General features: G+C 33.4%; 29 protein-coding genes. 14 read left to right on the top strand and 15 right to left on the bottom strand.

Annotated elements, in window-relative coordinates:
• Positions 1 to 11: 11 nt before the first annotated feature.
• The 8 genes from ACTJIW_RS16670 (at position 12) to ACTJIW_RS16635 (ending at position 8,917) form a co-directional block, all read left to right on the top strand.
• Positions 12 to 1,232 carry a M23 family metallopeptidase gene (locus ACTJIW_RS16670; protein ID WP_073410345.1) on the top strand — a complete coding sequence of 407 codons (1,221 nt, stop codon included), beginning with the start codon at positions 12 to 14 and terminating at the stop codon, positions 1,230 to 1,232.
• A gap of 31 nt (positions 1,233 to 1,263) precedes the next feature.
• Positions 1,264 to 1,869: an SMI1/KNR4 family protein gene (locus tag ACTJIW_RS16665; RefSeq protein WP_440716186.1), complete on the top strand. Its 606-nt coding sequence runs from the start codon at positions 1,264 to 1,266 to the stop codon at positions 1,867 to 1,869.
• A gap of 25 nt (positions 1,870 to 1,894) precedes the next feature.
• Complete coding sequence (locus ACTJIW_RS16660) at positions 1,895 to 2,515, top strand: hypothetical protein (protein ID WP_440716187.1); 621 nt, start codon at positions 1,895 to 1,897, stop codon at positions 2,513 to 2,515.
• A 40-nt stretch (positions 2,516 to 2,555) separates the two neighbouring features.
• Positions 2,556 to 2,885 carry a hypothetical protein gene (locus ACTJIW_RS16655; protein ID WP_440716188.1) on the top strand — a complete coding sequence of 110 codons (330 nt, stop codon included), beginning with the start codon at positions 2,556 to 2,558 and terminating at the stop codon, positions 2,883 to 2,885.
• A 119-nt stretch (positions 2,886 to 3,004) separates the two neighbouring features.
• On the top strand, positions 3,005 to 4,648 hold the full coding sequence (gene pgi / locus ACTJIW_RS16650) for a glucose-6-phosphate isomerase (RefSeq protein ID WP_440716189.1): 1,644 nt from the start codon (positions 3,005 to 3,007) through the stop codon (positions 4,646 to 4,648).
• A gap of 325 nt (positions 4,649 to 4,973) precedes the next feature.
• Entirely contained in the window at positions 4,974 to 7,802 is a 2,829-nt protein-coding gene (locus ACTJIW_RS16645) for a TonB-dependent receptor (protein WP_440716190.1), read from the top strand.
• 107 nt (positions 7,803 to 7,909) lie between these two features.
• Positions 7,910 to 8,332, top strand: a complete 423-nt coding sequence (locus ACTJIW_RS16640; protein ID WP_440716191.1) for a hypothetical protein — start codon at positions 7,910 to 7,912, stop codon at positions 8,330 to 8,332.
• Between the two features lie 90 nt (positions 8,333 to 8,422).
• On the top strand, positions 8,423 to 8,917 hold the full coding sequence (locus ACTJIW_RS16635; RefSeq protein ID WP_440716230.1) for a septal ring lytic transglycosylase RlpA family protein: 495 nt from the start codon (positions 8,423 to 8,425) through the stop codon (positions 8,915 to 8,917).
• 32 nt (positions 8,918 to 8,949) lie between these two features.
• On the opposite strand, the gene ACTJIW_RS16630 is transcribed toward ACTJIW_RS16635, so the two are convergent.
• Positions 8,950 to 9,405: a DinB family protein gene (locus ACTJIW_RS16630; RefSeq protein ID WP_121359896.1), complete on the bottom strand. Its 456-nt coding sequence runs from the start codon at positions 9,403 to 9,405 to the stop codon at positions 8,950 to 8,952.
• 79 nt (positions 9,406 to 9,484) lie between these two features.
• On the opposite strand from ACTJIW_RS16630, the gene ACTJIW_RS16625 reads away from it, so the two are divergent.
• The 5 genes from ACTJIW_RS16625 (at position 9,485) to nadD (ending at position 12,496) form a co-directional block, all read left to right on the top strand.
• Positions 9,485 to 9,832, top strand: a complete 348-nt coding sequence (locus ACTJIW_RS16625; protein ID WP_012022829.1) for an arsenate reductase family protein — start codon at positions 9,485 to 9,487, stop codon at positions 9,830 to 9,832.
• Positions 9,833 to 9,936: 104 nt separating this feature from the next.
• Entirely contained in the window at positions 9,937 to 10,797 is an 861-nt protein-coding gene (locus ACTJIW_RS16620; RefSeq protein WP_440716192.1) for a YicC/YloC family endoribonuclease, read from the top strand.
• 94 nt (positions 10,798 to 10,891) lie between these two features.
• Complete coding sequence (gene gmk / locus ACTJIW_RS16615; RefSeq protein WP_012022831.1) at positions 10,892 to 11,464, top strand: guanylate kinase; 573 nt, start codon at positions 10,892 to 10,894, stop codon at positions 11,462 to 11,464.
• Between the two features lie 58 nt (positions 11,465 to 11,522).
• Complete coding sequence (locus ACTJIW_RS16610; RefSeq protein WP_012022832.1) at positions 11,523 to 11,888, top strand: four helix bundle protein; 366 nt, start codon at positions 11,523 to 11,525, stop codon at positions 11,886 to 11,888.
• 26 nt (positions 11,889 to 11,914) lie between these two features.
• A complete protein-coding gene (gene nadD, locus ACTJIW_RS16605) occupies positions 11,915 to 12,496 on the top strand; it encodes a nicotinate (nicotinamide) nucleotide adenylyltransferase (RefSeq protein WP_073410336.1) in 582 nt (193 codons plus the stop codon).
• 220 nt (positions 12,497 to 12,716) lie between these two features.
• Here nadD and ACTJIW_RS16600 read toward each other — a convergent pair whose 3' ends face one another.
• The 14 genes from ACTJIW_RS16600 to ACTJIW_RS16535 form a co-directional block, all read right to left on the bottom strand.
• On the bottom strand, positions 12,717 to 14,186 hold the full coding sequence (locus tag ACTJIW_RS16600) for a nicotinate phosphoribosyltransferase (RefSeq protein WP_440716193.1): 1,470 nt from the start codon (positions 14,184 to 14,186) through the stop codon (positions 12,717 to 12,719).
• A gap of 8 nt (positions 14,187 to 14,194) precedes the next feature.
• A complete protein-coding gene (locus tag ACTJIW_RS16595) occupies positions 14,195 to 15,133 on the bottom strand; it encodes an ADP-ribosylglycohydrolase family protein (protein ID WP_440716194.1) in 939 nt (312 codons plus the stop codon).
• 1 nt (position 15,134) lies between these two features.
• The gene (locus ACTJIW_RS16590; RefSeq protein WP_440716195.1) at positions 15,135 to 15,866 is read right to left on the bottom strand and encodes a metallophosphoesterase family protein; all 732 of its coding nucleotides are present in this window, start codon (positions 15,864 to 15,866) and stop codon (positions 15,135 to 15,137) included.
• A 2-nt stretch (positions 15,867 to 15,868) separates the two neighbouring features.
• Entirely contained in the window at positions 15,869 to 16,411 is a 543-nt protein-coding gene (locus tag ACTJIW_RS16585) for an RNA 2'-phosphotransferase (protein WP_440716196.1), read from the bottom strand.
• Positions 16,412 to 16,453: 42 nt separating this feature from the next.
• The gene (locus ACTJIW_RS16580; protein WP_440716197.1) at positions 16,454 to 16,960 is read right to left on the bottom strand and encodes an O-acetyl-ADP-ribose deacetylase; all 507 of its coding nucleotides are present in this window, start codon (positions 16,958 to 16,960) and stop codon (positions 16,454 to 16,456) included.
• Positions 16,961 to 16,969: 9 nt separating this feature from the next.
• The gene (locus tag ACTJIW_RS16575; RefSeq protein WP_440716198.1) at positions 16,970 to 17,497 is read right to left on the bottom strand and encodes an NADAR family protein; all 528 of its coding nucleotides are present in this window, start codon (positions 17,495 to 17,497) and stop codon (positions 16,970 to 16,972) included.
• Between the two features lie 8 nt (positions 17,498 to 17,505).
• On the bottom strand, positions 17,506 to 18,588 hold the full coding sequence (locus ACTJIW_RS16570; protein WP_440716199.1) for an adenylosuccinate synthetase: 1,083 nt from the start codon (positions 18,586 to 18,588) through the stop codon (positions 17,506 to 17,508).
• A 163-nt stretch (positions 18,589 to 18,751) separates the two neighbouring features.
• Positions 18,752 to 19,627: a hypothetical protein gene (locus ACTJIW_RS16565; protein ID WP_149206009.1), complete on the bottom strand. Its 876-nt coding sequence runs from the start codon at positions 19,625 to 19,627 to the stop codon at positions 18,752 to 18,754.
• 2 nt (positions 19,628 to 19,629) lie between these two features.
• Complete coding sequence (locus ACTJIW_RS16560; protein ID WP_012022842.1) at positions 19,630 to 19,965, bottom strand: hypothetical protein; 336 nt, start codon at positions 19,963 to 19,965, stop codon at positions 19,630 to 19,632.
• Positions 19,966 to 20,115: 150 nt separating this feature from the next.
• Positions 20,116 to 20,934, bottom strand: a complete 819-nt coding sequence (locus tag ACTJIW_RS16555) for a TIGR02452 family protein (protein ID WP_440716200.1) — start codon at positions 20,932 to 20,934, stop codon at positions 20,116 to 20,118.
• On the bottom strand, positions 20,931 to 21,758 hold the full coding sequence (gene prs, locus ACTJIW_RS16550) for a ribose-phosphate diphosphokinase (RefSeq protein WP_440716201.1): 828 nt from the start codon (positions 21,756 to 21,758) through the stop codon (positions 20,931 to 20,933). Before prs ends, ACTJIW_RS16555 begins: the two co-directional genes overlap by 4 nt.
• A gap of 74 nt (positions 21,759 to 21,832) precedes the next feature.
• The gene (locus tag ACTJIW_RS16545; protein ID WP_012022845.1) at positions 21,833 to 22,525 is read right to left on the bottom strand and encodes an NUDIX hydrolase; all 693 of its coding nucleotides are present in this window, start codon (positions 22,523 to 22,525) and stop codon (positions 21,833 to 21,835) included.
• 109 nt (positions 22,526 to 22,634) lie between these two features.
• Complete coding sequence (locus tag ACTJIW_RS16540; protein ID WP_440716202.1) at positions 22,635 to 22,991, bottom strand: PKD domain-containing protein; 357 nt, start codon at positions 22,989 to 22,991, stop codon at positions 22,635 to 22,637.
• Between the two features lie 96 nt (positions 22,992 to 23,087).
• A complete protein-coding gene (locus ACTJIW_RS16535; protein WP_012022847.1) occupies positions 23,088 to 23,993 on the bottom strand; it encodes a LysR family transcriptional regulator in 906 nt (301 codons plus the stop codon).
• Positions 23,994 to 24,078: 85 nt separating this feature from the next.
• Here ACTJIW_RS16535 and ACTJIW_RS16530 point away from each other — a divergent pair, with 85 nt between their 5' ends.
• Positions 24,079 to 24,840 carry a type 1 glutamine amidotransferase domain-containing protein gene (locus tag ACTJIW_RS16530; RefSeq protein ID WP_440716203.1) on the top strand — a complete coding sequence of 254 codons (762 nt, stop codon included), beginning with the start codon at positions 24,079 to 24,081 and terminating at the stop codon, positions 24,838 to 24,840.
• The last annotated feature ends 6 nt before the right edge of the window (positions 24,841 to 24,846 follow it).

The following is a 24,846-nucleotide window of genomic DNA, read 5'->3' as shown; positions in this document are numbered from 1 at the left end:
AATTTAAGAGTTTGAAAAAAGCATTCGTAATTATAATAGTATTATTTTCAATATTTTCATGTAAAAAAGCTGAAGAAAAAGTTGAAATTAAAATTACAAAACCAAAAACTAAAAAAGTAGAGTTTGGTTTTAATTACGCTGATTTTAATGTCGTTAATGATACTATTTCCAAAGGAGATTCTTTTGGATCCATTATGCAAAGTCAAAATATTGGCGACAAAAAAGTACACGATATTGTAGAACAGGTAAAAGATTCTTTTAATGTTAGATCGATTCGATACAACAAACCTTTTACATTACTGCGTTCAAAAAACAAAACAAACAATCTTCAGGTTTTTATTTACCAGCCAGATGCTTTAACTTATTATGTAATCGATTTACGAGACAGCATTGCAAAAGCGTATAAAAAAATAAAACCGGTTACCTTAAAAAGAAAAATTATTGGCGGTGTTTTAAAAAGTTCTCTATCTGAAACTTTAGGAAACGAAAGTGTCGAAACGGCTCTTGCCAGCAGAATCACAAAAGTATTTTCCTGGTCAATTGACTTCTTCAAACTTAAAAAAGGCGATCGTTACGGCTTAATTTTCACAGAACGTTTCATTAATGGAAAAACATATGACGGCGTTGAAGATCTTGAAGCTGCCTTTTTTGAATATAAAGGAAAAATCGTTTATGCATTTCCTTTTGAAAAAGATACCCTTTCTGGAAAAGTAGAATATTATGATGATGAAGGAAAAACATTGAAAAACTTTTTCTTAAAAACACCAATCAAGTTCAGCCGAATTACTTCACGATTCACGATGAACAGATTTCACCCAGTTCAACATACCTGGAAAGCTCACAAAGGAACTGATTATGCTGCTCCAACGGGAACACCAATTTCTACAACAGCATCCGGAGTTGTTGAAACAACAGGTTACACGGCTGGAAACGGAAACTTTGTAAAAGTAAAACACAACGGAACCTACTCTACTCAATATTTACACATGTCCCGAATTTTGGTAAAACGCGGACAAAGAGTAACTCAAGGACAAACTATTGGTTTGGTTGGAAGCACAGGTTTAGCTTCTGGTCCGCATGTTTGTTATCGTTTCTGGAAAAATGGAGTTCAGGTAGATGCGCTTCGATTAAACTTGCCAACAGGTGAATCTCTAACCGGAAATGATAAAACCCGTTTCTTTAAACAAATCGAACCTCTAAAAAGAGAATTGGATAGTATTGGTAATTTGTAAGAATAAATCCTTTATTTTTGCAAAAAAAATCATGATATACATAAATCTGAAAAGCGACATCATTATTCCTTTTAATAGAATAGGTGATAATGGCTGGGACGAAAAATCAAAATTGACAATTGAATCTTTAGCAGAAAATTGGAGTAACGAACTAAAAGCACCAATTTCAATAGAAGAAATCGAAAATTTAGAAAAACGTTTAGGAAGCAGTCTCCCAAAGGGATTAAAAATTTTTTACAATACTTTCGGAATTGCCGATATAGGCGAAGAGCTACAAAATTTTGAAGATATTTTATGGCTAAAAGATATTTTTGAAGAAAATAGTCCTTACGGTCCCTACTTCTCAAACGAAGATAAAGTTTCACTACCTCACTTAATTACATTTGGTGACTATTTAGGAAACGGAAATATGTTTTGTTTTCATAGCGAAACAAAAGAAGTATATTATTACGATCATGATACCGGACCTTTAATAACAAAAATGTTTAACACAGTTGATGATTATATCAAAGGATGTTTAATTCTTGCTCAAACTGATCTTTTTGGTGAAGTCGGACAAGATCAAGTAGAGAAATGGACTGAAGAGATTGTAGAAGATTTATTCGGAACTGCCATTGTTAGAAAATGGCAATATTAAAAATCAATTTATTAAACCAAAAGTGATGAAAAACGCTCGGCTTAAAGCAATTTACAATGAAACTTTTTCAGATTTAAAACTATTTTACAGAGACACCAATTTACAGGAAAATTTAATTACAAATTATAAAGTCGGACAGATCATTCAGGAAAAAGGTTTTACTGATATGACTTCTATTGGCGGAGGTGTTTCGGGAAATTTCAGATATTTGATTGCCAGTGCACACGCAAAAGACTTATCAAAGTTCAATCCTGATTCGGCAAAAATTGGTCACTTTCTTTTAGACACTATTGCTTATTTTAAAGTATTAGATATTTATAAAATTGGCGACAAAACACAGGTTTTTCTTTTAAACATTCCAGACAATTCACTTTCTCTTTTCAAAAATTCATCTTCAAATCTCGAGGAAGAAATCACAGAAAAAGCACGAAAAAAATTCAATGATAAAAACGATGCTCCGTTAATTGCTGATCTGCAAACCGAAAACTGGAAAGAAAGAACCAAATCTCCTATTGGAATGAACGATAACGGTGAATTATTTTTTGACGATTCTAAAATTAAGACGGAGCCATTTAAAAAGATAGAAATCAATATCGCTGAGAAAACTATTAAAATTAATAAAAAGCCATGGTGGAAGATTTGGTAAAAGATTTTAAAAAGAGCATTCCTAAATTCAAATTCAATTAATGAAACAGTTTTTACTGATATTTTTCTGTACATTACTAACTGGATGTTCAAATCCGCGGATTTTTATTTTAGACGATACCCAAGAAAACAAATATTTTGTATCGGATTTTATAGATAATATTAAAGAAAATCAGATTGGCAAATCTCCTTTAATTGTTATAAATGGAATACCATTTAAATACGAAAAAAGTCAGGATACAATTTTATTACCTTTAAAAAAGTCTGAAATCAAAAGTTTAGAATTTTTGAATCAAAACAGCAGCCGTATAATGTATAATGAAAAAGAAAATGATGGAGCTGTCATAATAACAACTCGAACACAAGACTAACGGCATCATAAAACGTTTTCGTAACTAATTGTTATATAATCATCAACCGTTACCCTTTTAAAAGTTATTTCAGTATTTTTGTGTTTCTAAAAAAACAAAATCTTCAATAAAAAATACAAATGGCTTTAAACACAACAAACCCAACCGGGACTGAAGCGTGGAAAAATCTGCAAAACCACTATAATGCAATTCACGAAACCACAATTCAAGAATTGTTTCAACAAGATAATGCTCGTGCTGACAAATTCAACTTGCAATGGAATGACTTTTTAGTAGATTATTCTAAAAATAATATTAGTCAGGAAACAATTTCTCTTTTATTAGAATTAGCAAATTCTATTGGATTAAAAGATGCCGTTGCTCAATATTTTGGCGGAGCATTAATTAACCAGACTGAAAATCGTGCTGTTCTTCATACTGCTTTGCGTGCTCCGGAATCGGCAGTAATTAATGTTGATGGGGAAAACGTAATTCCGGAAGTTTATGAAGTAAAAAACAAAATCAAAAATTTCACGAACGAAGTTATTTCGGGAGAAAGAAAAGGTTTTACCGGAAAAGCTTTTACAGATATTGTAAATATTGGAATTGGAGGCTCAGATCTTGGACCAGTTATGGCCGTTGAAGCTTTACAATTTTACAAAAATCATTTAAAAACTCATTTCGTTTCAAATGTTGATGGCGATCACGTTAACGAAATAATTAAAAAGTTAAATCCCGAAACTACACTTTTCTTAATCGTTTCTAAAACTTTTACAACTCAGGAAACGTTATCAAATTCTGAAACTATCAAAGAATGGTTTTTGAAATCAGGTTCTCAGGAAGATATTGCAAAACACTTCGTGGCAGTTTCTACAAACATTCAAAAAGTAACTGAGTTTGGGATTAATCCAGACAATGTTTTCCCAATGTGGGATTGGGTTGGAGGAAGATTTTCTCTTTGGAGTGCAGTTGGATTAAGTATTGCTCTAGCAATTGGATTTGATAATTACAACCAATTATTAGTGGGAGCAAATGAAATGGACGAACATTTCAAATCGGCAGAATTTGACGAAAACATTCCGGTAATTTTAGCTTTATTAAGCGTTTGGTACAATAATTTCTTTGGTGCCGAAAGTGAAGCATTAATTCCGTACACACAATATTTATCAAAACTGGCTCCATATTTACAACAGGCAACTATGGAAAGTAACGGAAAAAGTGTTGGCCGTGACGGAAAACCGGTTAACTACCAAACTGGAACTATTATCTGGGGTGAACCTGGAACAAATTCACAGCATGCCTTTTTCCAATTGATTCACCAGGGAACAAAATTAATCCCAACGGATTTCATCGGATTTGTAAAACCATTGTACGGAAATGAAGATCATCACAATAAACTGATGTCGAACTTTTTTGCACAAACTGAGGCTTTAATGAACGGAAAAACTCCTGCACAAGTTCAGGCTGAGTTTGACAAACAAGAACTTTCTGCAGAAAAAGCTTCTTATTTATTACCATTTAAAGTTTTCACAGGAAACAAACCAACCAATACAATTTTGATTCAAAAACTTACTCCAAAAAGCTTAGGTTCTTTAATTGCATTGTATGAGCATAAAATATTTGTTCAGGGTGTAATTTGGAACATTTTTAGTTTTGATCAATGGGGAGTTGAGTTAGGGAAACAGTTAGCAAACTCAATTTTAGATGAGATAAATTCTAAAAATATTAAGAGTCATGACAGTTCAACTTCATTCTTATTGAATCACTTTTTAAAGAATAAATAAAATTGAACTAATAGTTTAATTTTGTAAAACACTGAAACGTCTTGATTTAACAAAAATTAAGGCGTTTTTTCGTATAGAACAAGCCAGAAAACATCCCTTTTTAACAAAAAAAGAAGGTTTTTCGCTACACCGCTATTTAAAACATTATCGATTTAACAAAATATAGATATTAAAATTCAACAAAACATCATTTTATTTAAAGAAAAAAGAAAAATTCATTTTAATACGCAGCACAAATTACAAAACTTATTTTTCTTAACATTTTGATAACATTATCTGATTTTATTGTTATAATTTTGCCAAAAACAATAAACTAAATAGCAACATGAAGAAAATGAAAAATTGGTTACTTACCGGACTATTTTTTATGATAGTTTCAACCGTATTTTCACAAGGAAAAGTTACTGGTACTATTACCGACGGTACAGGTTCATTACCAGGAGCAAACGTACAGATCAAAGGATCTTCTACGGCAACTTCAACAGATTTTGATGGTAAATTTACCCTCAACTCAACAACAAGTACAGGAGAAATTGTTATTTCTTACTTAGGCTACGAAAACAAAACTGTAAAATTTACAGTAAACGGCGGAACTGCAAACGTAGGAACTATTGCTTTATCATCTAATTCTAACGAATTAAGTGAAATCGTAGTAAAAAGTACAGTAGTTGATATCGCTAAAGACAGAAAAACTCCGGTTGCTGTTTCTACAATTAAAGCTGCAGAAATTAAAGAAAAATTAGGAACTCAGGAATTTCCTGAAATCTTAAGAAACACACCTTCTGTATACGTTACTAAATCAGGTGGTGGTTTTGGAGATGCAAGAATTAACATTCGTGGTTTCAACCAAAACAATATCGCTGTAATGATTAACGGTATGCCGGTTAACGACATGGAAAACGGTTCTGTTTACTGGAGTAACTGGGCAGGTTTATCAGATGTAACATCTGCTATGCAGGTTCAAAGAGGTTTAGGTTCTTCTAAATTAGCTACTCCATCTGTAGGGGGTACAATCAACATTGTTACTAAGTCTTCTGACATGAAAGAAGGAGGATCATTCTCTTCTGGATTTGGTAATGGAAGAAACTTCAAAATTCAAGGTTCTTACAACACAGGAAAATTAGAAAACGGTCTTTCTGCTTCTGTATTATTATCTCAAACAATGGGAGATGGATACATTCCTGGAACTCAATTTGAAGGATCAAACTATTTCATAGCTTTAGGTTATGGAACTAAAAATGACAAACACAACTTTCAACTTACTGTAACTGGTGCGCCGCAATGGCACAACCAAAGATCTACAGCTTCTACAATTGCAACTTACCAAAAATACGGTTCTCTTACTGAGCCAAACATCAAATACAACCCTGATACAGGATATTTGAATGGTGAGCAATATAACATCAGAAAAAACTACTACCACAAACCAGTAGCTTCTTTTAACTGGGATTATAACATTAATGAAACTACAAAACTTTCAAGTGTACTTTATGCGTCTATGGGTCGTGGAGCTGGTGCAAGTGCTACAGGTGGTATTGGAGGAAATGTTTACAACAGTTCAGTTTTCTTATTACCTAATGGAATGGTTGATTACGACAAAATCCAAGCATGGAATAATGGTACTGGAAGTGTTTTCTTTAACGGAGCAAACAGAACTAGAACACAAGTTGGAGGTGTATACCAAAATAGTTCTTCAACAGGTAGAACTGGAGCTGGAAATGCAGCTGATCCATATGTTTACAATACTACATCAGGTATTACACAAACTTCATCTATCAACTCTCATGACTGGTTTGGAGCTTTGATCAACTTAAACAAAAAATTATCTAGTACATTAACATTAGATTTTGGTATTGATGCTAGAACTTATACAGGATACCACTTTACAGTAGTTAATGATTTATTAGGTGGTGGTGAATTTTTTGACAATACTGTTGCAAGTTTAAGACCTGCAGGAAGACACCTTACATCAACTTACGCTACAAACGTACAATGGAATGTTTTTGACAAAAGAGATTATGACAAAATTTCATTCAACAGTACTGGAAAAGTTAGATGGTATGGAGCATTTACTCAGTTAGAGTACTCTAAAGACAATTTAACTGCATTCGTACAAGGTGCTATTTCTCAACAAGGTTTCAAAAGAGAAGATGATTTCGTATACTTGCCAACTGATCCATTAGCATCAACTAGCTACGAAAACATCTTAGGTGGAAATGCTAAAGCTGGAGCTAACTATAACATCAACGAAAAACATAATGTTTATGTTAATGCTGGATTCTACTCAAGACAACCATTCTTTAACTCAGTTTATCCAAACAACAGATCTACAGTAAACCCTAACCTTACTAACGAGAAAATTACTGGATTTGAAGCTGGATATGGTTTCCGTTCAAGATTCTTTAACGCTACAGTTAACCTTTACAACACAACTTGGAACGACAGATACTTAAAAGGTAACGCTCTTCCAGCTGGTGGAGGAATTGCTGCTAACACAACTTATACTGAGTTTACAGGTCTTAACGAGGTTCACTCTGGAATTGAGTTTGAAGGATCTTCTAACATTACTGACAGATTCAAAGTTAATGCTATGTTCTCTTACGGTATTTGGGAATACAAAGGAAACGCAAGCGTAAACGCTTACTACCAAGCAGACAATACTCCTGTTGCAGGATATACAGCTGCTACAGTATACATGGACAAAGTAAAAGTTGGTGATGCTGCACAAATGACAGCTTCTTTAGGAGCTTCTTACGAAGTTTTAACAAGAGTAACTGTTGATGCAAACTATAATTTTAATGATAAATTATATGCAGGATTAAGCCCGGTTACATTTACAAGTGCTGACAACAAAGGAGCTTTACAATTACCTTCTTACGGTTTATTTGATGCTGGTTTCTCATACAAAATGTTAACAGGTAAAAACAAAGACAAATCAGTTAACTTCAGATTAAACGTAAACAACTTATTTGATAAGATTTACATCGCTGAGTCTAGAACAAACATTTTTGCTGACGATAACGTAAGCTCTTCAAATGCTGCTTTAGGAACTTATGCTTCAAATAACAGATTATACAGAGGTGTAGCTGATGCTAACCAGGTATTCTTTGGATTTGGTAGAACTTGGAACTTTACATTACGTTACGATTTCTAAAATTTAGAATCTAAATAAATAATAAAAACGGCATTGACTTTTAAGTTTAATGCCGTTTTTTTATGGTCCTTTTTGCTATATTTGTTTTTAACAAAAAAACATAGTTTATGTATCATTTTTTACAAAAATTTCACTCCGGCTGGGCTTATTTAGCGTTACTGCTTTTAGTGTTTGCCGTTATAAATGCCATCATAGGTTTTACCTCTAAAAAAGAGTTTACAGCAAAAGACCGTAAAATTTCTTTGTTTGCCTTAATCGGGACACATACTCAGTTATTGGTTGGATTAATCCTTTATTTTGTTTCTCCTTTTGGAAAAGCTGCTTTTGGACAAATGTCAGATGCTGCATTACGATTAACCTCATTAGAACATCCGCTTATTAATTTAATTGCTATCGTTTTGATAACTATCGGATGGTCAAAACATAAAAAACTAATCAACAGCGAAGCTAAATTTAAAACTTTCGCTATTTTTTACGGATTAGGATTGATACTTATTTTAAGTAGAATTCCGTGGAACCTATGGTTCTAAAAAATACCAATTAAAAAGCCCTTGAAAATAGGGCTTTTTTTATCTCGGCATATTATTTGTACAAACTCCCCCAAGTCTGAAAAAAAATAAATCATGAGTAAAAAAAACATTCTTCTCAGCACATTAACAATAACTTTTTTAAGTTGTTTTACCTACGTTATAAGCCAGACCAAACCAGTAATTGAGCCTAAAAACCCTCCTCAGGATACTGTAAAAAACATCAGGCCGAACATTATTGCACTTCCAACGGATTCTGTTTTTACAGATAAAGGTTTAAAGTTAAAAGCCTACAAAAAAAACGCTCACGCCTCCTACTATGCTGACCGTTTTAATGGAAGAAAAACTGCCGATGGAAGTCGTTTTAACAACAACAAATATACTGCTGCACATAAAAAGCTCCCTTTTGGAACCAGAGTTAAAGTTACCAATGAAGCCAATGGGAAGTTTGTAATTGTAAAAATTACAGATCGAGGTCCGTTTGTAAAAACACGCGAAATAGACCTTTCAAAACGAGCTTTTATGGAAATCACCAAACATAAAGGTGCTGGTGCCATGAAAGTAACAATTGAAACTATAATCGAATAAAAAAAATCCCGCTAAAAGCGGGATTTTTTTATTTAAACCAATTTTTTCAAACTCATCGCAATTCCGGTATGAATTCCTTCATGGTAATTGTTAAAATCTAATGCATCCTGAACATTTTTAAGAGTAAATCCCATGCTGGTTGTATATTCATTATAATCAACAAAAAGTCCGCTTTGAAAATCATTTTTCGTTTTTTCAAATGTACTTAAAAGAAATGCCCTGATCTCGTTTACTTCTTCCTCAGAAACATCTCCTTCTGGTTTTGTTCCTTTTCGGTATTTTAATATAAAATCTTCCGAAACCATTGTTGGCAGTCCAGATAATTTATAAACTAAGGTTTGCTGCGCTGCAACACAATGCGCCACATTCCAAATTATATTATTATTAAATCCTTCCGGAATTTTGTTTAATTGCTCTAATGAATGATTATCTAAAATTTTCAATAGAATTTCTCTGATTGTTTGCTGCGTTTCAAAAACTGAACTCATAATTTTATTTTTTTATTAAAAATAGACAATTTTCAGTTTCAAATGAATTTTCTTTGTACTCTAACAAAATAGTAAAAAAATGAACAAAATATATTACTTAGCATCTTGCGATACCTGCAGAAAAATTATCAAAAGTCTTCCAAAAAACAATTTGGTTTTTCACGACATTAAACAAGATCCTATTACAGAAGCAGAATTAGAAGAAATGTACAAACTTTCAGGAAGTTACGAAGCGTTATTCAGTAAAAAAGCACAATTGTACAAATCAATGGGCTTAAAAGACAAAGCACTGACAGAGGCTGATTTTAAGAAATACATTTTAGAACATTATACTTTTTTAAGCCGTCCGGTTTTTATTATTGACGGTAAAATTTACATCGGCAACAGCCAAAAAAATGTGGCAGAAGTGATAAATGTTTTGAGCTAAAATGTCAATATTTTTTCTGTCAAACTGAAAACTATGACTGAACACTAATTTCCAATCAAATAGAGCAAACTTTTATTTATCTTTGCGCCTTTATACTCAATTATATGATACAATCTATGACAGGGTTTGGCAAAGCTTCTTTGCAATTGCCTACAAAAAAAATTACCGTTGAAGTAAAATCTTTAAACAGCAAAGGTTTAGATTTAAACGTAAGAATGCCGTCTGTTTACCGTGAAATGGAATTAGGTTTAAGAACTCAAATCTCAACTAAACTTGAAAGAGGTAAAATTGATTTTGCAATTTACATAGAGAGTACTGCCGAACAAACTTCAACAAAAGTAAATGTTCCTGTTGTGAAGAGTTATATCGCACAATTGAGAGAGGTTTATGCCGATGCCGATGAAACTGAATTAATGAAAATGGCTGTTCGTATGCCGGATACATTAAAAACAGAACGCGAAGAAATCGATGAAAATGACTGGGAGCAGATTCAGGTTATTATTGATGAAGCTTTACAAAACATTTTAAGTTTTAGAAAAGACGAAGGGGAATCTCTTGAAAAAGAATTTAATCTCCGAATTGGAAATATCCGCCAGTACATGAATGACGCTTTGGCTCTTGATCCAGAGCGTGTTCAGGCAATTAAAGATCGTTTGCAAACTGCAATTTCAGAATTACAGGTAAATGTTGATGAAAATCGTTTCGAGCAGGAATTAATCTATTATCTGGAAAAACTGGATATTACCGAAGAAAAAGTACGCTTAACCAATCATTTAGATTATTTCTTAGAAACTTTAAACGGAAATGAAGCAAATGGTCGTAAACTAGGTTTTATTACTCAGGAAATGGGCCGCGAAATCAATACTATGGGTTCAAAATCAAATCATGCCCAAATGCAGAAATTGGTCGTAATGATGAAAGATGAATTAGAGAAGATTAAAGAGCAAGTATTGAATGTTTTGTAATTGCTGTAAGCTGTAAGCAATAGGCTGTAAGCACAGAATACCGCACAAATATTAAAGCTTAAAGCATATTGCTTAAAGCCTAAAGCATAAATTAATGAACAAAGGAAAATTAATTGTTTTTTCGGCACCTTCAGGATCAGGAAAAACAACTATCGTAAAACATTTATTAGGTCAGGAAGATTTAAATCTTGAATTTTCGATTTCGGCAGCATCGCGTGCACCGCGTGGTGAAGAAGTACACGGAAAGGATTATTATTTTATTTCGCTGGAAGAATTCAAAAAACACATTAAAGCAGAGGATTTCTTGGAATGGGAAGAAGTTTACCGAGATAACTTTTACGGTACTTTAAAATCGGAGATTGAAAGAATCTGGGCTTTAGGAAAAAATGTCATTTTTGATATTGACGTGGTTGGCGGTCTTCGTATTAAACATAAATTTCCAGAAGAAACTTTAGCGGTTTTCGTAAAACCACCAAGTGTTGACGAATTAAAACGTCGATTAAAACAACGTTCTACAGAAAGTGAAGACAAAATCAATATGCGTATCGCAAAAGCTTCTGTAGAATTGGCAACAGCACCACAGTTTGACGCTATTATCAAAAACTATGATTTATCAGTTGCCCTTGAAGAAGCACATCAACTGGTAAAGGATTTTGTATCTAAGTAGTTATTTAGTCATTAGTTGTTAGTCCTTAGTCTGAAACACATCAAGCTAAAAATTTTACATGAGCGGTATTAAATCTTACAAAGAGTTATTCATTTGGCAAAAAGGAATTAAACTAGTTGTTCTTGTTTATAAACTTACTAAGAACTTTCCTAAAGAAGAAATATATGCCTTGACAAGTCAATTAAAAAGAGCCAGTGTATCTATTCCGTCGAATATTGCAGAAGGTTTTGGACGCCAAACTGACAAATCATTTAATCATTTTTTGAATATTTCCAGAGGTTCTTTAAATGAAATAGAAACACAATTAATTATTGCAAAAGAGTTAGAATTTATTTCTGACGAAAGCCTATTTAATGAAATTATGTTTTTAATTGAAGAAGAGAGCAAAATGATAAGTGCTTTCGCTAAAAATCTAAAAGACTAAGGACTAAGAACTAAGTACTATAATAAATGAAAATAGGTCTTTACTTCGGAACATACAATCCTATTCATGTTGGTCATTTGATCATTGCCAATCATATGGCCGAGTTTGCCGATTTAGATCAGATTTGGATGGTCGTTACACCACATAATCCGTTAAAAAAGAAATCGACTTTATTAGATGACCAGCAGCGCCTGCAAATGGTATATCTGGCAACAGAAGATTATTCGAAGATAAAACCGTCGGATATTGAATTTAAATTACCTCAGCCAAGTTATACCGTAATTACTCTGGAACATTTAAAAGAAAAATATCCAAACCATGAATTTTCTTTAATCATGGGAGAAGATAATTTGAAAACGCTTCACAAATGGAGGAACTATGAAGTAATTCTGGAAAACCATGATATTTATGTGTATCCTAGAATTTCTGATGAACCTGAAAACGTTGAATTAAAATCGCATCCAAAAATTCATGTCATTGACGCGCCGATTGTAGAGATTTCTTCGACTTTTATTCGAAACAGTATTAAAGAAGGCAAAAATATTCAGCCTCTACTTCCACCAAAGGTTTGGGAATATATTGATCATAATAATTTTTATAAGAAATAAATAATTTGAATTGCCTCCAGTTTTAACTGGAGTTTTTTATTTCACACAATCTTGTCATTTCGAGGAACGAGAAATCTTAGCAAGTAACTCCATACATTTAATCACCAATCGTTGTAGGGTTTCTAACGAAGATTTCTCGTTCCTCGAAATGACAAACAGAACATAAAAAACTCAAATCACAAAAAAAGCCTGAACTTACATTCAGGCTTTTTTTTTATAATTAAGCTTCAATACTTACTTCACTTTTTACTCTCGTTCTAATTTCACTCAGCGATTGATCAATCAAAAGTTTTCCATCTCTAAAAACTTCTTTCAATTCACCTTGTTTTTCTTCTTCCCAAGAAACATTATCACTTAAATGATACTTCCCGTCGATTAAATCAATTTTCATTAATCCTTTAGCCGATTTTTTAGTTCCGTCATCTGTAATTGGATCTTTGAAAATGGCTCTTCCCTCTCCGTTTACTTCTCCGTAAGTTGCTTTCATCGCAAATCCGAAAGTATCTCTGGTATTGTATTGATATGTAAAAGATCCAATTCCTAAAACCACATTTGTAGAAGCAAATCCTTTTTCTTTTAATCTTTCGCAAATTTGAGTTGCTCTTGCTACAGTAATACTATCTCCGTAAATTGCTCCAATTTGCGGTACCAATTCTTTGAATCCTTTAGCATTTGTTGTACCGCCAAAAACATCCCAAAGCAATTCGATAACTCCTTTTTTCTCTTGTTCTGTTTTTCCATTTGGATTTCCGCAGATAATATCAACCGGATCACCACTGTCAGGACGAATTACAACTTTACCTTCTCTAGAAACGATTTCTTCTTTTAATCTTGGAAGATAATCCGTTAGAACTTTCCATAAATCCCAAGTATCAGAAACGATAGAAACAATTCCTTTTGGATAAACTTCAGTAATTAATCTTTTGAAGGTTTCATACTCGCCTTCTGTAGTTCCCATACACATAACAGAATGTTCTGTTGCTGCTACTGAACCTGCAACCAACTCCTGATCTGAATTGGCTTTGTAATATTCTTCTAAGAAATCAATTGCAGGAATTGTGTCAGATCCTGTAAAACTCAATAAATGTCCTGCTGCAGAAGTTACAGAAGCTTCAATTCCGCCCATTCCTCTCATTGAGAAATCGTGCGCCTGCCAGTCAACAAATTCTGGAACAGAAGAAGTTTCTGCTGCATATTTGTCTAATACTTTTCTGTATTCTTTTGCAATGGTTGCTGAGTTACAAGGCAACCAGATTACAGCAGAAAGTAACGTTTCGAAATAATTTGTAAGCCAGAAAAATTCAGGAATTGTATTGTACATTGTAAACATTGGCACTCTTAACGGAACGCTTGCCCCTTCTGGCAATGCTTTAAAAACCATTGGAATATATCCTAAATCATGTAAATCTTCGATATGTTTTGTACCAACTTGGTTTTCGCCTAAATAATTATTGATTCTTCGAGCGTATTTTGCAACAACTTCTTCTTTTGATTTTTTAAAGAAATACTCTTCAAAGTCGTGAATAATATATTTTTTGATGAAATACTGAAGTCCAAAAAAGATAACTTCATCAACTTCTTCAATTCTTGATTTTCTTGGTGTCCAGTTAGAATATACTAAACTTGTTCCGTCTGGGTATTGTCTTCTGTGGTCAACTTTGTAACCATCGGTTAATAATAGTGGGTTCATATAATTTTCTATTTATATTTATCTAATAAGCGTTTTGCTAAATCTTTTATATCATTGGATCTGACTAAATTGTCAATCCATTTTTGCGGCATATTTTCAATTCCGTAATAAATTCCTGCCAATCCTCCTGCAATTGCACCAGTTGTATCTGTATCTTCTCCTAAGTTAACCGCTTTTAAAACCGTTTCTTCATAAGAATCTGAATTTAAAAAACACCAAAAACTGGCTTCTAAACTATGAAGAACATAACCCGATGCACGAATTTCATTTTCTGGATAAGTCCAAATATCATTCTTTAATACCTTTTCAAATAGTTGAATTTCTACAGGATTATATTTTTTATCTTTTAAAAATTCAGAAAGAACATTTTGCATTTCTTTATAAGCTTCGAATTTATCTTTATCTTTTAGAATCTCCAAACAATATACAACATAAATGAAACAAGCAAATACAGATCTAAAATGCGCGTGTGTTATTGACGAAACCTCTTTTACTTTTTTATAAATAACTTCAATATCATTCTCTTTTTGAAGATAAAAAACCAATGGCAAAATACGCATTAAGGAACCATTCCCGTTATCTTCTTCAAAAAAATTACCTGAATTTCTAGCCGATTCTCCTTTTACAACTCTTGCTAAAGAATGTTTCGTCGTTCCTCCAATGTCAAATACTTTATGATGCGCTCCCCAATATCCTTCCTGCATCCATTTTACAAAAGTCAAAGCCATATCTTCTATATCATAACCTTTGCACAAACTTTCGGCAGTACAAAAAGCCAATGAACTATCGTCGCTAAATGTTCCAGGCGGCTGATTCCAGGACATAAAACCCATCATATCAACAACTGGATTCTGTTTTAATTTTTCTCTGGATTTAAATTCAACCGGAACACCTAAAGCATCGCCAATGCCAACACCAAATAACCCAGATTCTATTCTATTTTTCATTTTATTTATTTCTTCCTTTCTCGTTAGGATAAAAGGTTTGCACGACATCACTCTGCCAGAATTCTTTTGATTCTATATCAATACATGAAAGTTTTCCGTAAAAACCTGCTCCGGTATCTATATTCCAAACATTGCATCCCTGCATCGGGATTTCAACATTATAATGCAATGTCGGTGTATGGCCGATATAAATCTCATTAAAAAGCAGTAATCGTTTTGGATATGAAAGTGAATCTTTCTGAATTCGTTTATCCATCGTCAAAGCCATTTCCCAAAGTGTCCTGTCCCAGGAATAATTGGTTTTGTAATGTTCTTTTTCCGGGCCGTGCATCGATGAAAAACCAGCGTGAATAAACAAATTGTTGTTTTCGTCTACAAAGTAATCTTTCATCTTGTTGAAGAATTCGAGATGCTTTTCTTTTTCTGAAAAATCTATATTAGCATAACTTTCTATAGTCGATTTTCCTCCATGCAAAAACCAAATATCATTTACGACATCATTTTCTAACCATTCCTGACACCAGGCATCATGATTCCCTTTTATAAAAATACACTCCTGTTTTTTAGATAATTCAATAAGAAAATCAATCAGTTGTTTTGATTCGCTCCAGCCGTCAACATAATCTCCGAGAAAAATAAATCGGTCATTTTCTGAATAATCTATTTTTTCCAATAACTGAATTAAAGCTTTTAATCCGCCATGAATGTCTCCAAAAACTAAGGTTCTTTTCATTTTTAAAATTCGATATACTTTGGCGGAACTTCATCTGTCAGCCAAACATTGTTTTCAGACAAATAAAATTTAAATCCGTCTCTGTACATAGCACCGCTTCTAACGGTTAAAATTTGCGGAACTCCTCTCCTGCTTCCCACTTTTACTGCGGTTTCTTTGTCTTTGGAAAGATGTACATGCTGACGGCTCATTTTTTTCAAACCTTCTTTCTGAATGCTTTCCATGAATTTTCCAACGGTTCCGTGATACAGATATTCCAGAGGTTCTGTTTCTGCTAAATTCAATTCAACCGAAATCGAATGTCCCTGACTTGCGCGAATTCTAGTTTTATCCTCGTTATAAGCGAAACGCTTTTTATCGTTATTTTCTACTACGTAATCTAAAAGTTCGGCATCGAGACGATTCCCTTTTTTAGTACATTTTTCTATTAATTCATTGACATCTGCCCAGCCGTTTTCGTCGAGTTTTAATCCGATTTTTTCTGGCGAATGTCTGAGCACCAAGCTTAAAAACTTGCTGACGCTCTTTGCTATATTTTCATTCATAATTAATATTTTTTCTACCTACGAAATGTTCCGATGGAACATTTACAAAAGGTTTTTGTAAATCTTGTAATTTTCATCATCGAAACAGACGAATATTACCTTTTCTATTTCATCTGACTTATCAAAATCTCTAACCGTTTTTACTGCAATTTCTGCTGCTTTATCTTTTGGAAAATGATAAATTCCAGTACTTATATTCGGAAAAGCAATAGATTTTATTCCTTTATGAATCGCCAGATTTAAACTATTTGTGTAACAGTCTGCTAATAATTTGGATTTTTCTTCTTTATCACCATTCCAAACCGGACCTACTGTATGAATAACATATTTTGAAGGTAAATTCCCGGCGGTTGTTATAACTGCTTCACCCGTTTTGCATCCGCCCTGCTTATTTCTAATTTGAATACATTCCTCTAAAATTGCTTTTCCTCCTCTTCTGTGAATAGCCCCATCAACTCCGCCTCCACCCAACAAAGAAGTATTTGCTGCATTTACAATCGCATCAACATTTATCTCTGTTATATCTGCTTTTAGAAGTTCTATTTTCATAATTTTTAATTATTTCAATTCATCTCTAACCTCCATTAAAGCAAAACCTAAAAGATTCAACCCTTTCCACTTTTCAGGATTTAAAGCATCTTTATGATCTCCTGCCATTCCAATTCCCCAGATTGGATCTACCGGACTTGCTTCTACTATAACTCGGTCATTTGTGTTTAGCAGAAAAGTTTTCAAATCAGAATTTTGATTGAATTTGTGATAGTTGCCTTCTTTTACAATTTCAAATCGGTTTTCTAACCAGATTTTATCATCGTAATTTCTCACTTTACGACCTAACTTTTTAGCTTCGGCAGGTGAATTGCATTGTATGATTTTTCCTAAAATTTCCTGATCGTTAAACAATTCGGCTTTCTTTGCCATCATCCAGTGTTCAGCCGTTTTATAGGTTACTTCATTTACTTTAAACGAACTTAACCACCACTGGCTGAAGCAGGTTTTAGTAATCGTTCCGTCTTTACTTGGCTGATGTCCCCAGAAAAATAAAAATTTACTTTCCGGAGCTATAGTATCTATATTGTATTTCATTTTTTCTGTTATTGGAACAAAGAAGTTATCTCCTTAAAATCTTTAGAATCTGGTGAAAATGATCCGTAAATGGTATTGAAATCTGTTGTCAGCTTTTCAAATTCATAATCCTTTTCTAACTGATCCATGCAGGTTACGACCAAATTTCTTTTTGCCATTGGACTGTAAGCGGCATCTAATTTTAAAGCGTAGTTCAACAAATCGTAATCCAGATCCCCAAATCTTAGATGCTTTTGATATTCGTTGAAAACACAGGTTTCTTCTTCGTTATTTTTTAATTGTATTTCTCTTTCATTTGGCATCCAGCCGTGACCGTGCCTTGTGGTGTAACTTCTGGTTGCATAATAAACTTCTACATCTTCAATTTTTAATTTATTACAAATTTCAACTGCATTTTTTGAAGTCGTATTTGCATAAGTAACATTCGGGAAAATACCGTGATCCATATCAAGGAGAATTCCCTGGCTTCCTTCAAAAATCAGATTATCGTATTTTAAAAGGAAAGTATAATCGACAATATTCCATTTCAATTTATCAACTGCTTCTAGATAAGCCTGAATTTCTTCATCGATTCCACTTTCATTTAAAAATCCATAATAGTACGCGATTTGGTTTAGTTTTTCTAAAAGCATTTCACGAGGCGCAATTAAATCTATGGCAAACAATTTATACGGACCTTCATTTCTTTTCATGGTTGAACCAATGCCTTTTCCACAGGTTCCGTGATCTATATTTCTGGTGTTTCCTCTGTTGTGCCAAACATCAAACGGAGTGGTAACTTTTGCTAATGGATGAATGTATAAATCCAGATTAGCGTTTTTTTCTTTTAATTCTTCTCTCTCATTGTACAAAAAGAGCGGATGAATCGTGCAATGTTCGCTGTAATAAGACGGAAGACCTCGAAGCGCACCGCTGGCAAAGCTGGAGTGAACGTGTTTTTTATCGCCAATCATAACCGTATGCGCGGCCTGTTGTCCTCCCGAAAACCGAATAACTATAGATTCAGGATTTTGTTTCGCCAGAAAATCTGTTGTTATTCCTTTTCCTTCATCACCAAATCCTAAACCTATAACTATTTGTGCTGTTTTCATTTTGTTCTTATTTATTTTAAACACATAGTAACATAGATTTTTGGAAACGTTATAAAGGCGTTTCACTTGTTTCAATTCACATAAGTACTATGTGTTAAAACTAGTTTCTTTTTGTTTTCTTTTATTCTCAAACAAAAACCTATGTTTCTATGTGTTTAAAAATTTAAAGCATTTGTATATTATCTAAACCTGTATCATTGGTATCAGAAACTGGAATTGTTCCTAAACCAGAACCAGAACTTTTATGTTTATCGCAGATGATCTTCTTGATTACATTTGGAATTTCTCTGTGATCTTCAATTGAAAGACAATTTTGTCCCAGTAATTCTTTCCATTCTACATCGGCGTTAATGGCTTGTCCTGAATGCAAGACACTAATATGATAAACATCGTATCTTTTTTGCGCTTCTGCCAATAATTCAAGATGTGTATAAGTCTGTTGTCCCTGACCCATAATTTCTTTTATTGCTGATGCTGGAAGTGTTTTTAAACCTGGTTCATCGCCTACTGTAAACAACAATCCTTTTTGTCCTCTTTTTTCGAATGCATCTGTTTTGGTATGAAATGCTGCAAAATACCAGGCTAAAAGATAACTTTCGCCAGCGTTTCCGCCTCCTCCGCCTTCAATGTAAGTTCTCGTTAACCACATATCCAGTTCTTCGTCACCAGATTCAAACTGACCAACCTGCAAAGGATATCTGTCGCATTCATGATCACCGATTCCTAAGAATAAAAGCGCCGGATCTGGAACACCTCCCTGAATAATCCCTCCCATTAATTTTGGAAGACCTTCTTTAATCAGTTCGTGCGGAATGTGTCCCATACTTCCTGTGACATCCAATCCTAAAATAATTGGAACTGTGTTTGGATGAACTTCTGAATCTCTCGCTTCTCTAAAAACAACTCCATTTGGATTCATTGATTCATGCGCTTTTCTTAACGCATTTTGTGTAAATATTTCACTAGCTGATTTGCTTGCATAACCTACTTTTTTTGCTCTGTCTTCACGAGCACCGAAATCATATCTTGTACCTCCCATGACTAAAATGTTTTACCAAATAAATACTCAAATCTCTTTTTTGTTACTTCAAACTGGATATTTAAATTTCTGATGGTCAGCGAAAGTTCCATATCTTTTTGTACAAAAGCTTCTGGCTGAAAATCGGCAAAGGTTAAACTGTTTTTATCCAGCGGACTAATATCGATCAATCCTTCTTGTTCTCTTTCGAGTCTTTTTATTTTTAATTCGATGTCTTCAACGCGACGTCTGTATATTAATTCAGAATCTTCGCCAATGGTTTTGGCTCTGTCTTCTCTAATTTGATCATTGTTTCTTCTTAAAGATTCAATAAATCTTGGTTTTAAATCATCACTCATAACTTTTTGGTTGTTTTGGTTTCAGGTTTAAAGTTTCAGGTTAAGCGCTTAACTTGAAATTTGGTTTTAACTTGAAACGGTTAATAGTATTTTTTTCAGGTTTCAGGTTTAAAGTTTCACGTTCCAAAAAGAAACTTGAAGCTTTTCAAACTAATTCAGCACGTCTTCAAACTGCTTAAAATTTGTTTTTTTATCAGAATTGTCAAATACTGCAAAAACTATTTTCTCAAAAGCACCTGAATATTTTTCTGCAATAATTTCTTTGAACAAATGCGCTACATCTTTGGGTTCATTTCTAAAAACACCACATCCCCAAGCCCCTAAAATCAATGTATCACTTTTTTGCTGTAAAGCAATTGCTAATACTTTATCCATTCTTTTTCTAAAAACGTCTTCTATTGCTGCTATTTCTTCTTTCCTGTTATGCTGCAGCATCGCGCCTTTGTTTGGTGCTGGAGCCGTAATCACATCTACAACAAATGGTTTTTCAAAATAATCTCCATTATCATCATTCCAAAACAAAACATTTGGACTATAAATCATGTAATCTGAATATAAAAACGAGGACTGATTTCTATTAAAATCATACATTGTTTTGTCTTTGATCTGCGTTTCATAAAGGCTTGAAGATCTCGCCAGGCTTTCTTCCTGAGCCGAAGCTCCACCTAAAAACCCGCCCCCCGGATTTTTTGCCGAAGCGAAATTCAAAACACAGATTTTACCATTTTCCTCCTCAACAATTGCTTCAATTGTAGAACAATTTTTGGTGATTATTTTTGTTTCAAACTTATTTTCAATTGGCGTTTTTAAGATTTCTTCCCAATCTTTTGGCGCAATTGTAAACGTATTTTTTATTGACTCTTCGAGTTCTTTTTTTACGTCAATCTTTTTTCCTTTGTATTCATAGAAACCATTCTTTATGATTTCTAAAGTTTTATTTGCTATTTCTACTCTATAATTTTTATTCATAATTCAAATTTTACCACCTCAACCCTTTGATCATCAAAATCTTTAAAAGAGTTCGTAGTAAATATTTTGTCAAAACAATCTAAAACATCAAAACCTTTATTAAAAATTCCGTGGCTAACGGCTAGGTATAATTTTCCGGCATTTTTCTTTTTTAATTCTTCGGCTAAGCCAACAAACGTTCCGCCGCCATCGCAGATATCATCTACAATTAAACAATCCATTCCCTGTAAATCATCTTCATACACTTTAAAACCAGATAATTTTCCTGTTTTTACGTCTCGGCTTTTACTGCATTCTACAACCTCAACACCGCCTAAAAATTCAGAAACTTTGTAGATTTTCTTCAAAGCACCTCCGTCTGGAGAAATCAATTTTACGTTTTGACCAATTTTATTCAAGACTTCTTTGATAAAAGCATAGTTTGGAATTACTGTACTGTTGTTTAACAAAGCCGGAGTCACTTCTGAGTGTGCATCAAAAACAAAAACTTTATTCAATTGCATCGCATTTATAATATCTGCATACACTTTTACAGAAAGCGGTTCGCCTGGAATCATAACTCGATCTTGTCTCGCTGCCGGGAAATACGGAATAAAGAGTTCAATGATTTTAACGTCCATTCTGCGTAACGCATCAACTGTAACACACAGTAAACCTAAATCGTTGAAAGAGTTTAGTCTATGTGTAATTGTCACTTTTCTGTTTGTATCAAAATCCGGGACGATTTTAATATGCGGTTCTCCGCCAGAAAATGTAAAACTTTGAAATTTGATTTCTTCCTGATTTTGGAAAGGAGCGAATTTTGGGTCGAGATTTAGTATCATAGTTTTTTAGTTTGCGTTAATTATACGCAAATGTAGAATTAAATTTTAAATAAACAATTTATTTTGTGTAAAAATTACGCAAACTTTATTTCGAAGTGAAAGCCGTTTTGAGTTAACTCATTATATTTCAATTTATTGAACTTAAAAAGTTTAGCCGGACGACCTGTTTTTATTGGTGAAAATTTTTCGGTTTCTTCTAGAATACCATAACTGAGTATTTTTTTTCTGAAGTTTCTGCGGTCAATTTCTTTTTCTAAAATAGTGCAATACAAGTTTTCAAGATCTGAAAACAAAAATTCTTCGGGAAGTAAATCGAAACCAATAGGTTCATAAGTCAATTTTGATTTCAGCCTGTCAATCGCTTTTTGAAGTATTATATTGTGATCGAAAGCTAAAGCAGGAATTTCATCTATTTTACACCATTGCACTCTTTCGGCATCAGTGCTGGCTTTAATATCTAAATTTGAAGCATCGACTAAAGCATAATACGCCACCGAAATAACACGGTTTCTTGAATCTCTGTAAATATCATCTCCAAAAGTGTACAACTGTTCCATAAAAGTCAGCTGTACGTTTGTTTCTTCGTGTAATTCGCGTATTACAGCATCGCTCAGCGATTCATCATTTTTAACTAAACCGCCCGGTAAAGCCCAATATTTTTCTGAAGTGCCAAATTGCTGTTCTATCAATAACACATATAAGTCATTGTTCTTGTATCCAAAAACAATCGCATCAACAGCAATTCTAATATTTTGTAATTTTTCCATAATCAAAAATCATATCAAACAAATATAACGAATGAGAGTCAGTTTTATAATTCATGCAGATACATTAAATTATAAAATTGACTCTCAGTAAATAATTTTTATTCTTTTTCTAGTTTATAGTAACACTTCGTTTAGGACTCGAAGTACATTCAGATCCATTTTTTTTAACTGTAACATCGGCTTTAGCTTCGTAGGTTCCTGCAGCATTATACATATGAGTAACTGTTGTTCCATCGCCGGTAGTTCCGTCACCAAATGTCCATTTTACAGAACTTAAAGTTCCCGTTCCTGTATATTCAACTGAATAATTCATCAATTTCGGATTATTTGCATCTGTCGAATTGTGAAGCTTAATATAAATTGATTCTCCAAGACAATCTACTACATCTTCTGCTTCGTTTTTACTGCAGGAATTAATCATAAAAAATAGTATAGTGAGTATTAAAACTGAGGCTGCTTTTTTCATAATCTGTATCTTTTAGAAATTAACATACTAAAGTTATCTTTTTTTCTACATTCAAAAAAATAATCAACTGATTTTCAACACTCAACAACCATATCCTTATAATCTATTTCCAAAAAACAGCTTTAATTCTTTTTCAATTATATCAAAAAACGATTTCACATTATTATTTTTAGGAGCCAGTAAATAGACAAATTCTTCGGGAACATGAAAACTGTTCCATACTAATTGCAGTTTATTTTCTTTGATATAATTTCTTGCATTACAATTCCAGGTCACCGCAACACCATCATTTTTTGAAAGCAGTCTCAGCATCTCAGATTCTGAAGGAATAATGTAATTTGGCACCATCGACGGCCTTTTTTTATTGAAAGCATGAAGCCAGAATACTTTTATGTGCGGAATTCGCGCATCATGACTGTACCATTTTTGGCCGTTAAGCCATTGCTCTATTTCGGTAAAATTATCTGCTTTTAATTTCTGGCGGAAATCGGTTATATCCAAACTTGCCGGAGCAACCATTATAAGTTTAATTTTTCCAACTATTTCATAAGTGGTATCAAAAGTATCGAACCTTTTGGTTGTAATGGCAAAATCCAGTTTTTTTGAATCTACTAATGCAAAAAGTTCGTCGTTTTCTGCAAAAGTAAAATCTATTAAATCAAACTTTGAAATTAAGAGATTTCCAACGCAGTCAAAAAGATGTTTTGAAATCCCGACAGAAATTAATCGGTTAGCATCTTCTGCTTTTGCCCGAAAGCCGGTTTCGACACTTTCAAGACGATCGAGCGCATCTATTATCAAATTATTCAGTAACTTAGCGTATTCGGTTGGCTCTACTCCTTTTGATTTCCGATTAAATAATTTATTCCCAACGTGAGCCTCAAGCATAGAAATTTGCTGACTAACCGCAGGCTGGCTCATAAATAACTCTTTTGCGGCTACCGAAAAATTACCATTTTTATATACAGCTTTAAAAGTTCTGTACCATTCTAGATTTACCATGACATAAATTTACTTATAACAAACATAGTTTATTTTATTTTTACTGATATCACTTAAGGCGTAAATTTGTTAAAAATTTAAAATTATGAAAAAAATAGCATTACTCGCAATAATTGCATTTACCGCTGTAAGCACATCTGCTGTGGCTCAAAAATCAAATAAAAAAGGTATGAAAAAAGTATTATTTGTTGTAACCAGTAATGATAAGCTGGGCAATACAGGAGAAAAAACAGGATTTTGGTCTGAAGAATTTGCAGCACCTTATTATGAATTGTTAGATCAGGGAGTAGAAATTACAATTGCTTCTCCGCTTGGGGGACAGCCTCCAATTGATCCAAAAAGCGCTGATCCGGCGTCGGCAACAGAAGACACTAAACGTTTTGATGCCGATAAGGTTTTACAGGAAAAATTAAAAAACACTTTAAAACTGTCAACTGTTAATCAAAAAGATTACGATGCTGTATTTTATCCAGGAGGACATGGTCCGCTTTGGGATTTAGTTGAAGACAAAAGTTCTATCGCTTTAATCGAAGCTTTTTATACGAACAAAAAACCGATAGCATTTGTTTGTCACGCACCAGCCGTTTTGAAAAACGTAAAAGTAAAAGGTGAATATTTAGTAAAAGGTAAAAAAGTAACCGGATTTACCAATGAAGAAGAAGAAGCGGTTGGCTTAACTAAAGTAGTTCCGTTTTTATTAGAAGATGCTTTAGCATCAAACGGAGCAATTTTTTCTAAAGGTCCAAACTGGCAGCCTTACGCAGTAGCAGACGGACTTTTAATTACCGGCCAAAATCCGGCATCATCTAAATTAGTAGCTGGAAAACTATTGCAGGAATTGAAATAAAAGTTA

The organism is Flavobacterium sp. 22659 (assembly GCF_052044235.1).
Taxonomy (GTDB): Bacteria; Bacteroidota; Bacteroidia; order Flavobacteriales; family Flavobacteriaceae; genus Flavobacterium; species Flavobacterium johnsoniae.
Note: the sequence above shows the minus strand (reverse complement) of the source record. Positions and strands in the feature narration are given on the sequence as shown.